Origin of the sequence: uncultured Lactobacillus sp. (assembly GCF_947367085.1) — a bacterium.
Classification (GTDB): Bacteria; Bacillota; Bacilli; order Lactobacillales; family Lactobacillaceae; genus Lactobacillus.
Window position 1 is genome coordinate 1 of sequence record NZ_CANBCP010000058.1, and the last position, 10916, is coordinate 10916.

The 10916-nt window shown below is 35.2% G+C and carries 11 protein-coding genes; 10 read left to right on the forward strand and 1 reads right to left on the reverse strand.

What is annotated here, in order from left to right:
- The coding region (locus tag Q0Y70_RS08270) for a hypothetical protein (protein WP_297819628.1) at positions 1 to 292 on the reverse strand (292 nt) is incomplete at its 3' end.
- Between the two features lie 163 nt (positions 293 to 455).
- On the opposite strand from Q0Y70_RS08270, the gene gmk reads away from it, so the two are divergent.
- The 10 genes from gmk to Q0Y70_RS08320 all read left to right on the forward strand — a co-directional run.
- Positions 456 to 1070, forward strand: coding sequence for a guanylate kinase (gmk, locus tag Q0Y70_RS08275; RefSeq protein ID WP_297819632.1), 615 nt, complete (start codon positions 456 to 458; stop codon positions 1068 to 1070).
- 3 nt (positions 1071 to 1073) lie between these two features.
- Complete coding sequence (rpoZ, locus tag Q0Y70_RS08280) at positions 1074 to 1292, forward strand: DNA-directed RNA polymerase subunit omega (RefSeq protein ID WP_297819635.1); 219 nt, start codon at positions 1074 to 1076, stop codon at positions 1290 to 1292.
- Between the two features lie 57 nt (positions 1293 to 1349).
- Positions 1350 to 3746: a primosomal protein N' gene (gene priA / locus Q0Y70_RS08285; protein ID WP_297819639.1), complete on the forward strand. Its 2397-nt coding sequence runs from the start codon at positions 1350 to 1352 to the stop codon at positions 3744 to 3746.
- 15 nt (positions 3747 to 3761) lie between these two features.
- A complete protein-coding gene (gene fmt, locus Q0Y70_RS08290; RefSeq protein ID WP_297819642.1) occupies positions 3762 to 4706 on the forward strand; it encodes a methionyl-tRNA formyltransferase in 945 nt (314 codons plus the stop codon).
- Positions 4699 to 6012 carry a 16S rRNA (cytosine(967)-C(5))-methyltransferase RsmB gene (gene rsmB, locus Q0Y70_RS08295; protein ID WP_297819645.1) on the forward strand — a complete coding sequence of 438 codons (1314 nt, stop codon included), beginning with the start codon at positions 4699 to 4701 and terminating at the stop codon, positions 6010 to 6012. Before fmt ends, rsmB begins: the two co-directional genes overlap by 8 nt.
- A 6-nt stretch (positions 6013 to 6018) precedes the next feature.
- The gene (locus tag Q0Y70_RS08300; RefSeq protein WP_297819648.1) at positions 6019 to 6771 is read left to right on the forward strand and encodes a Stp1/IreP family PP2C-type Ser/Thr phosphatase; all 753 of its coding nucleotides are present in this window, start codon (positions 6019 to 6021) and stop codon (positions 6769 to 6771) included.
- Complete coding sequence (pknB, locus tag Q0Y70_RS08305; RefSeq protein ID WP_297819651.1) at positions 6771 to 8741, forward strand: Stk1 family PASTA domain-containing Ser/Thr kinase; 1971 nt, start codon at positions 6771 to 6773, stop codon at positions 8739 to 8741. Before Q0Y70_RS08300 ends, pknB begins: the two co-directional genes overlap by 1 nt.
- The gene (gene rsgA, locus Q0Y70_RS08310; protein WP_297819654.1) at positions 8741 to 9634 is read left to right on the forward strand and encodes a ribosome small subunit-dependent GTPase A; all 894 of its coding nucleotides are present in this window, start codon (positions 8741 to 8743) and stop codon (positions 9632 to 9634) included. Before pknB ends, rsgA begins: the two co-directional genes overlap by 1 nt.
- A gap of 12 nt (positions 9635 to 9646) precedes the next feature.
- The gene (gene rpe / locus Q0Y70_RS08315; protein WP_297819657.1) at positions 9647 to 10297 is read left to right on the forward strand and encodes a ribulose-phosphate 3-epimerase; all 651 of its coding nucleotides are present in this window, start codon (positions 9647 to 9649) and stop codon (positions 10295 to 10297) included.
- The coding region (locus tag Q0Y70_RS08320) for a thiamine diphosphokinase (protein WP_297819660.1) at positions 10294 to 10916 on the forward strand (623 nt) is incomplete at its 3' end. The genes rpe and Q0Y70_RS08320, both read left to right, overlap by 4 nt.

Genomic DNA, 10916 nt, shown 5'->3' on the forward strand with positions numbered 1-10916 from the left:
TATTGAAAAGATCAGCTAAGTCGATAATGTGATACATTTTATGATCATGACTTCTAAGTATAAAACGTCCACTACTAGTTCTAGCAACCAATTGTCCAATTTCTGTGTTACCATTACGATAGGTAATGAGAACAAATTCGCGATAAAAAAGTGCGTGTTCTAATATACGAATTATTTGAGCTGGAGCCTGGGCGTAGGTAGTTAAAGTATCTATGTCGTAATCAAAAAAGTGATGATAAGCAGTCTTGGCGTATAAATGAATTTTTGATTGGATGGTTTTGGCAAGATTCATAATGTTCTCCTTTATTCGAACTAGCGTTTGCAATATGTATTATACGAACACTTGTTTAAAAATGCAAGCTAAATTTTTTTACGATTAAATTTTGTACAAACTTGCAATAATATGCGATTTAATGCAAAATATTCATGATAAACAATTATCGTTAGGAGCAAAAATGGCAAAACAAGGTTTATTATTAGTCCTCTCTGGCCCATCTGGTGTCGGTAAAGGAACAGTTAAAAGTGCAATGGTAAAACAAAAGGCTTTTTCTTTCGAGTATTCAGTTTCAATGACTACTAGAAAGCCGCGTCCTGGTGAAGTAGATGGGAAAGATTACTATTTCGTTTCAGAAGAGCGTTTCCAAGAAGCTATTAAGAATAATGAACTTTTAGAATATAATGAATATGTAGGTCATCACTATGGAACACCTTTGGGTCCTGTTAAAAAAATGTTGAGTGAAGGCAAGGATGTTTTATTAGAAATAGACGTCAACGGGGCCAAGCAAGTTAGAAAATTAATGCCAGATGGGGTATTTATTTTCTTAACTCCACCAGATTTACATGAATTAAAGCATAGAATTGTAAATCGTGGCACTGATTCAGACCAAGTAATTGCCATGCGTATGAAGCAAGCTCGTAAAGAAATCTTGATGATGGAAGATTATGATTATGCAGTTGTAAATGATACTGTTGCTAATGCTGTTGATCATATTAAGTCGATTGTTGAAGCTGAGCATGTACGCGTTCTTAGGGTAATTGACGAATATAGAAATATGGTTAAGGAGGACTAAAAAATGAGAATTACATATCCATCAATTGATAAATTATTAGCTCGTGTTGATTCACGTTATTCACTTTCAGTTTTAGCTGCAAAAAGAGCACATGAATTACAAGCTGGAGGTCCAGGAGCTTTATTGAAATATAAGTCCTCAAAGGCTGTTGGTAGAGCATTAGAAGAAATTGCAGCAGGACGAGTTACAATTGATCCTGAACATCATGCAAGTCTTGACTAAATATATTTTTAACCCTTCATTGTTTGTAGCAATGAAGGGTTTTTGATAGGTGATTAAATGATTGCACAAGTAATTGTCGATGTGTCTGCTAAGCAGACAGATCGAATTTTTGAATATCATATTCCAGAAGCTTTAGACTCTGTAGAAGTTGGCAGTCGTGTAGTGGTGCCATTTGGCCCTAGAAAAATACAGGGCTTCGTGGTGGGACTTAGTGAAAAGAGCTCATTTAAGGGAAAGCTAAAAGATTTACTTTTAGTAATTGATGAAATGCCGCCTTTAACAAATGAGCTAGTCGATTTATCAGATAGTTTAGCTAATCAGATATTTGCTTATCGAATTACATTGCTTCAATCGATGCTACCAAGTGTGATGAGAGCAAACTATCGTAAAATTTTAACTCCACTTGATGAAAACACAAAAAAATTATCTCTTTTTCAAGGAGAACCGGTAGATTTGAACGAAATCACTGATCTTGATCAGGTGGTGTTGATTAAAAAGCTAATTAAAAATAATCAGGCTAAAATTGAATATCTGGTTGAAAACAAGGCTAAGAAAAAAGTTGAGAATCAGTATGAATTAAGTCAAGATTTGGATTTTTATCAAGAAACTATCAAAAATATACCAGCTAATGCTAAAAAGCAGCATATTTTATTAAAAGATATTATTGAAAATTCAGCTGATTATCCAAAAAAAAGTAAAGATCTGGTTGAAAATTTAGGTTTATCACCAGCTATCTTAAAGAACGCCCAAGAAAAAAAGTGGTTAAGAAAAAAGGCAGTTGAAACTTACCGTGATCCTTTAAAAGATTTCCAAGCAAATAAAGAGGCTAAGAATATTGTCTTAAATACTGATCAACAACATGCGTTAAATAAAATTTCTAGTTCAATTAAAAATCATGAAGATAAGACCTTTTTGCTAGAGGGAATTACTGGTTCGGGTAAAACGGAAGTCTATTTACATGCGATTCAACAGGCCTTGAATATAGGACGAAATGCCCTGATGTTAGTGCCTGAAATTTCTTTAACTCCACAAATGGTTCGCCAAGTTAAACAGCGTTTTGGCTCATCTGTCGCAGTGCTTCATAGTGCATTATCTGAAGGAGAACGTTATGATGAGTGGCGCAGAATTAGACGTGGTCAAGCACAAGTGGTGGTAGGAGCGCGTAGTGCGATTTTTGCTCCGTTAGATAATATTGGTTTAATTATTATTGACGAAGAACATGAATCTTCTTATAAACAAGAAGATACTCCGCGCTATCATGCGCGTGATGTTGCCATTTGGCGAAGTAAGTATCATCACTGCCCTTTGGTATTAGGGAGTGCTACGCCATCTTTAGCTAGTCGCGCGCGGGCTCAAAAAGGAATTTATGAACTTTTATTTTTGAAGCATCGAGCAAATAAAAAGGCGCTGCCAGAAGTTGAAATTGTTGATCTTAAAAAAGTTCAATTCGCGGGAGGGCAGTTTGATTTATCACTTAATCTAGTTGACCGCATCAAAGAAAAATTATCAAAAAATGAACAGGTGATATTGCTGCTAAATAGACGTGGCTTTGCAGCCTTTATGTTATGTCGGTCCTGCGGGTACGTGATCAAGTGTCCAAATTGTGATATTTCTCTTACTTATCATAAGGACACACATAATATGCAGTGTCATTATTGCGGTCACAAAGAAGCAATCCCTCAGCGATGTCCTAATTGCCAAAGCAAAGAAATCCGTTTTTTAGGTACTGGTACGCAAAAGATCCAAGAAGAATTAAATGAATTAATTCCTGACGCTAAAATTTTAAGGATGGATGTTGATACTACTCGCAGAAAAGGAAGCTATAAACGGATTTTAGATAGTTTTGGCGCTCATCAAGCCGATATTTTGTTGGGAACACAGATGATTGCCAAAGGGCTCGATTTTCCAAATGTGACGCTAGTAGGTGTGATTAATGCTGATACTGGTTTGCAAATGCCAGATTATAATGCTGCTGAAAAAACTTTTGATCTGCTTACTCAAGTTTCGGGTCGAGCAGGCCGAGCTCAAAAAACAGGTCAAGTAATGATTCAAACTTATAATCCCGATCATTACGCAATTAAACTTGCACAAAGTCAAAATTATGAAGCATTTTATCGAAAAGAAATGCAAGTACGTCATGAAGGTAATTATCCACCGTTCTTTTTTACTACATTAATTTCAATTGCAAGTAAAAATGAGCAAGCCGCTGCCAAATTTGCTTTTACTATAAAAAGACAATTAATGGCACATTTGCATGCACCAACCATAATTTTGGGTCCTACACCAAGTAGTATTGCTAAAATCAAAAATCAATATTTTTATCAAATACTGGTAAAATATAAACATGAACCGAATTTGAATCCTTTACTTCACAAGTTACAAGATCAAGCTCAAGAAGTTCGAAGAAGTGGATTAAATGTATATATTGATAATGAACCTGAAAGAATTATTTAGAAAGAAGTTGAAATAATGACATCAGTAATATTTTTAGGTACTCCTAATTTTGGAAGCGTTGTTTTAGAAGGCTTAGTAAAAAAAGGTTATGATGTGAAAGCCGTTGTAACTCAACCTGATAAAAAAGTTGGTCGTAAGCAGGTTTTGCATGCTTCACAAGTTAAGCAAATGGCTCAAAAATATGATCTACCAGTTTATCAACCAGCTAAATTGTCTGGTTCTAATGAACTAGAAGAATTGATGAAAATTGAACCTGACTTTATCATTACTGCGGCATATGGACAATTTTTACCAAGTAAATTTTTAAAAACTGCCAAAATTGCCCCAGTGAATGTTCATGGCTCGTTACTGCCAAAATATCGTGGTGGCGCACCAATTCAGTATTCCTTATTAAATGGTGATAAAGAAACTGGTATTACGATCATGGAAATGGTTAAAAAGATGGATGCGGGTGATATTTTTGCTCAAAAGGCATTGAAGATTGAACCAGAAGATAATAGCGGCATTTTGTTTGATAAGTTAAGTATTATGGGACGTGATTTGTTGTTAAAAACGCTTCCTAAGTTTTTAGATAATACAATTACCCGCACTGCTCAAGATCCAGATAAAGTGGTATTTTCACCCAATATTTCTAAACAACAAGAACAAATTACTCTTGAAATGACTGCAAGCCAGGCTAACAATTTGATCCGTGCTCTTAATCCTGATCCAGGAGCTTACCTGCTTTTAGATGGCAAACGCTTTAAGGTTTGGAAAGCACAAGTAGCTGATGAAAGAACCGATTTAGCAGCTGGCAGTTTAGTATCAAATAAAAAGCGTTTTGCCCTAAGTTTTGCAAACGGTACTGTTTTAGAGCTATTAGAAGTTCAGCCGATGGGTAAAAAGAAGATGGATATTAAGTCATACATCAACGGTCAAGGTAGTCATTTTAAAATAGGAGAAAAAATAGTCGATGACTAATGCACGTAGTATTGCTTTAGAAACTTTGATTAAAGTTTTAAACAATAATTCTTATTCAAATATAGCTTTGAATAATGCTTTACAAAAAAGTGATTTGAATACAGCAGATAAAGCACTTGTAACTAAAATAGTGTATGGCACAATTCAATATAAACTTTATCTTGAATATCAACTAAAGCCATTGATTAAGACTAAGCTTAAAGACAAATTTATCAAGCCTTTATTATTGATGTCTGCTTATCAATATTTTTTCTTAGAAAAGGTGCCAACAAATGCGATTTTTGATGAAGCTAATAAATTGGCTAAGCAATTTAGTAAGAAAAATTCCGGCAGCTTTCGTTTGGTAAATGGAATCTTGCGTGCAATGGATCGACGCGGCGAAATTTTGCCAAGTGCTAAAGATAAGGTTAAATATTTGAGTATCAAGTACTCCTACCCAAAATGGTTGGTAAAATATCTTATTAATTTATTTGGTGAAAAGACTGGTCAAGAAATTTTATCTTCAGGTAATCAAGCTTTGCCAGTAAGTATTCGTATTACCGCTAATAGCAATCTTAGAGAAGTTGAAGACGATTTGACCAAAGATAAGTTTGAATACCATTTAACACCTTTGACAAATCACAATTTATTTGTTAATCCTGGTCAAGTAACCAACACTCAGCTTTTTAAAGAAGGCAAAATTACCATCCAAGATAGTGCAGCTAGTCTAGCTGTAGATGCTTTTGATTTTAAAGGCGATGAACAAGTCTTAGATGCTTGTGCCGCTCCTGGTGGAAAAACCGTTCAAATTGCGGAACACTTAACTAGCGGAGAAGTTACAGCACTTGATATTCACGAAAATAAATTGAATTTGATTCAAAATGCTGCTAAAAGGCTCAAAGTAAGTGAAAAAGTTAAAACTAAAACTTGCGATGCAAGAAAGGCTGGGGAGTATTCTTCTCAAAGGCAATTTGCTAAAATATTGGTAGATGCGCCATGTTCTGGCTTGGGGTTAATCCGCAGGAAACCAGAGATTCGCTATGATAAGTCGATGGCTGACATTGAAAAATTGAGTAAGATTCAATTAGACATTCTCAATTCGGTTGCTTGTTTGCTGCAAGAAGATGGTGAATTAGTATATTCAACTTGTACAATTACTAAACAAGAAGATGAAGATGTAGTTGAAAAGTTCTTACAATTACATCCAGATTTTGAACTTGCACCTATTCAAGTTGGAAATTTAAAGCAAGAAAAAATGGTAAAAATACTTCCAAACCAGTATGATAGTGATGGATTTTTTATTGCTAAATTTATAAAACGAGGTTAATTAATTTTGATTAAGACAGCTTTTGCTTCTAGTATTGGAAGAGTTAGAGAAACAAATCAAGACTTTGTAAAAGTTTTTAAAAATCAAAACGATATTATTATGGGCATTGTATGTGACGGCATGGGTGGCCACCAAGGTGGCGATGTTGCCTCTACAATGGCTGTAAGTCATTTGGGACATAATTTTGAACATACTGACTTTACTGATCCTCAAATGGCTCAAAAATGGTTAACTGTTCAATTGCGATTAGAAAATGAAACCATTTTAAATACTGCAGATAAATTTGCGGACTTAAATGGAATGGGGACGACGATTGTTTTGGCAATTGCTTTTGCTGAAAAAGTTTTAATCGCTCACTTAGGTGATTCACGCGCTTACTTATATGGTAGCGATGATTTTAAACAAATTACACAAGATCATTCTTTAGTTAATGAATTAGTCAAGATGGGGCAAATTACCAAACAACAAGCTCGCAATCATCCACAAAAAAATATCATTACTGAAACTTTAGGTGTCTCAAGTACAGTTAATCCTGAATTTGATACTTTAGAAGTACATGCAGGTGATATTTATTTACTGTGCACTGATGGATTGACTAATTCACTAACTGATCCTCAAATTCAGCAAATTTTAGCGACAAAGAATCTAACCTTAAAAGAAAGATGTAATAAGTTAATTAACGAAGCTAACCGATTAGGCGGGGGAGATAATATTACTGTTTGTTTGATTGCCTATACACAAAAGGAGGATGACAAATAGTGTTTGATAAGGACTACCTTTTGGGCGGTCGTTATAAGATCATTTCGCTACTAGGTGAAGGTGGGATGGCCAATGTCTATTTGGCCGAAGATATAATTTTGAAGAGAAAAGTCGCAGTTAAAGTCTTACGCTTAGACCTTCAAAAAGATCCACAAACTATCCAACGTTTTCAACGTGAAGCTTTATCTATTAGTGAATTGAGCCATCCTCATATAGTGTCAATTTTTGATGTTGGCAGTGATCATAATCGTCATTATTTGGTTATGGAATACGTGGATGGACCAGACCTAGAAGAATATATTCAAAAAAATAATCCAATTCCAGTTAAAACTGTAATCAACATAATGGATCAGATTCTAGATGCAATGGCACTGGCTCACAAGCACAATGTTATTCACCGAGATCTGAAACCTCAAAATATCTTACTTGATAAAAAAGGCAACGTTAAAATCGTAGATTTTGGAATTGCAGTTGCACTCAATCAAAGTACGATGACGCAGACTAATACTGCGATGGGGTCAGTGCATTATATGTCGCCTGAGCAAGCTCGCGGTAGTTTAGCTACTAAGCAATCTGATATTTATTCACTAGGAATTATTCTTTATGAATTATTGATGGGGCAAGTGCCTTTTGGCGGGGAAAATGCGATTGCAGTTGCACTTAAGCATTTCCAAGAAAAAATTCCATCTTTACGTAAGCAAAATCCGGCTATTCCACAAGCCTTAGAAAATGTTGTCTTTAAAGCAACTGCTAAAGATCCACGTGATCGTTATAAGTCTGTTTTAGAGATGAAGAAGGATTTAGATTCTTCTTGTGATTCCGATCGTAAAAATGAGCCTGTCTTTAAACCAGAGCATAATTTAGATCAAGATGCGACAATAGTCTTGCCCAACATGAATGGCTCGGTAACAAATACCCAAGAAGTTGAGCAGGCAAAACAGCCTAGTAAAAAGAAAACTCTTTGGGATAACATTAAAAGCCATAAATGGTGGTGGATTGGAGCTGGGATTGCCTTTGTAGGCATCGTTTTAATTTTGGCTTTTGCCTTAGGGAGAAAAGATGACGTCAGCGTACCAAATGTTGCTAATTTAACTGAAAATCAGGCTAAAGACTCTATTTTGGCCTCTGGTTTAAAAATTGGAAAAGTTACCCGCAAGAATTCTTCAACGGTAAAAAAAGGTTATCTTATCTCAAGTTCTCCAACTGCTGGTTCAACTGTCAAAAATGGTGATAAGATTGATTTGATTATCTCTAAAGGCCCAAAGCTAGTAACAGTACCGGATGTAAGTGGCTACCGTTATTCAACTGCTAGAAATAAGTTGGAAAAATTAGGTTTCAGAGTAGATAAGACTGATGCCTATTCAACTGATATTCCTAAAAATGATGTCATCACCCAAGATGTCGATCCTGGTCAAAGAATTAACCCAGATAATACGACGATTACCTTAACTGTTTCTCGTGGTCCAAGAAATAATAAGCCACGTCAAATAAAATTAAGAGATTTAACTGGTTATTCGATTAAGGGAGCTCAAGATTATGCTCGTGATAATGGATTGAACTTGAGAATCACCGAACAAGAATCTGACACAGCTCAAAAAGGAACTGTTATGAAGCAAGATCCTGCACCCGGAGCAATGGTTGATCGCGGATCAACTTTACATTTAATTGTTTCAAAGGGCAAAGATTCCGATGATGACAAGTCAAATTCCAGTTCATCATCTGAAAATAATACTGTAACTAAGAGCTTCACAATTCCATATCAAGCAAGTGGTAATGATGACAACCATCAAGGTAACCATATTCAGATTTATATTGCTGATAGTAAACACTCAATTGGCAATGTTTATCGTGACCAATACATTACCAGCAACCAAACTTATACTATTCCATTTGATTTGAGTAATGGTAATGGACACATTAAGATTGTCAGAGATGGCAATACGATTTTAGATGAGGACATTAATAAATAATGCTTGAAAAAGTAGAAGGAACAATTATCAGTGTAATTTCAGGTTATTATGATGTGAAGACTAGTAAAGGCGTCATTCGCTCTAGAGCGCGTGGCGTTTTTCGTAACCGTAAACAAAAACCATTAGTCGGCGATCGCGCAATTGTGCAGTTAGATCAGCAGGGGATGAATTATCTTGTAGAGATTTTACCGCGTAAAAACGAGATCGGACGTCCAGCAGTGGCAAATGTTGCTCAAGTCTTATTAGTGATTTCAGCCGTTGAACCTGATTTTTCTTTAGAATTATTGGACCGTTATTTGACGTTTTTTGCTTGGAAAAATGTTGGAGTAACTATTTATCTTTCTAAAAGTGATCTCGCTAGACCTGATAAATTAAAGCAAATCAAAGAAAAATTAGCTTATTACGAAAAAATTGGATATCCAGTCTTTTTAGATAGTCACACCTTAGAAAACAGGCTTCCAGACTTAATTGAAAATGATGCAATTTGGACCTTAGCTGGTCAATCGGGTGCTGGCAAATCTACATTACTTAACAAGCTAGAAAAAGATGCTAACCAGGCAACTGGTAAGATCTCGCAAGCTTTAAATCGAGGAAAACACACCACTAGACAGGTTCAATTATTTGTTTATGGCAAAGGTTTTATCGCTGATACGCCAGGTTTTAGTGCTGTTGACTTATATAAAATTAAGGTTGATGATCTAGGACAATATTTTTACGAATTTAAGAAAAATAGTATCAATTGTAAGTTTAGACGCTGTCAACATATTAAAGAACCTGGCTGTGAAATCAAGAAAATGGTAGAAGAGGGAACGATTTTGCCGAGTCGTTATGAAGATTATTTAAAGATTAGGCAAGAAATTCTAGATAATAAAATGCCTGAATATATGAAGTAAAGAGGGATAAGAATGATTGCACCTTCCATTTTGAATGCAAATAATATGAAATTAGGACAAGATATCGATGAAGCAATTGAAAGTGGAATTGAACGATTTCATATTGATATTATGGATGGCCATTTTGTACCAAATTTGTCTTATGGACCTGAGTTGATTAAGGATTTTAAATTAGCTAATCCTCTAACTGAAGCTGAAGTTCACTTAATGAGCGATAATTTGGAGACTACATTGCCTTTATTTGTAGATGCGGGTTGCGATATTTTAGAGTTTCATATTGAAGCTACTGATAGAGTGGATTATTGGCTAGATTATTTACATAAACATAAAGTTAGAGCCGGCATCGCAATAAATCCGGATACTCCCCTTGAAAAGATAAAGCCATATCTTAATGAAATCAATCAGTTGTTGATAATGACTGTTAAGCCAGGCTTTGGCGGCCAAGAGTTTCATGAAGATTCACCTGAGCGCATTAAACAGGCAAAAAAATTGATCATGCAAGCTAATAAAAATATCCCAATTGAAGTTGATGGTGGAATAGATAACCGGACTGCTCAGCTAGCAAAAAAAGCTGGGGCGGAAATTTTTGTATCTGGCTCATATATCTTTAAACAAGGTGTAATTCCCGATCAAATAAATACTTTAAATGAGGCGCTAAAATGAAAGCTGCAGTGCTACTTGGTGGACCAAAAGATTTTTGGCCAGAAGATTTAAAAAATAGATTATTAAAAGCAAAGCAAAAAGGAGCCATGATTGCGGCAAGTGACCGTGGCTCCTTATATTTGCACGAATTGGGACTAAAATGCGATTTAGCAGTCGGTGATTTTGATTCTTTAAAAAAAGACGAACTAGCTATTGTTGAAAGCAAAGTGAGTGATATTAGGTATTCTCATCCGATTAAAGACTTTACTGATTCTGAGCAACTATTTTGGACATTATTTAACGACTATCAAATAAAATATTTGGAAGTTTATGGTGCAACTGGTGGAAGGTTAGATCATTTTTTTGTTAATTTATTTACGTTTTTACATGAACCGCTCAGCAAGTTTAAAGATCAAGTAAGAATAATTGATGCTCAAAATGAAATTTTATTTTTGAGCCCAGGAAAAAACATCTTGCAGTTTAAGGATAACTATCAATATTTTGGAGTAGGGGCAAGCGGCGCGATTTATAATCTTTCAATAAAAAATGCCCGCTATGATCTCAATAATTATTCTAGTAACAATCCCATCATGTTTTCTTCAAATGAATTTGTAGAAGATACTGCTGTTGAAATTAGTTT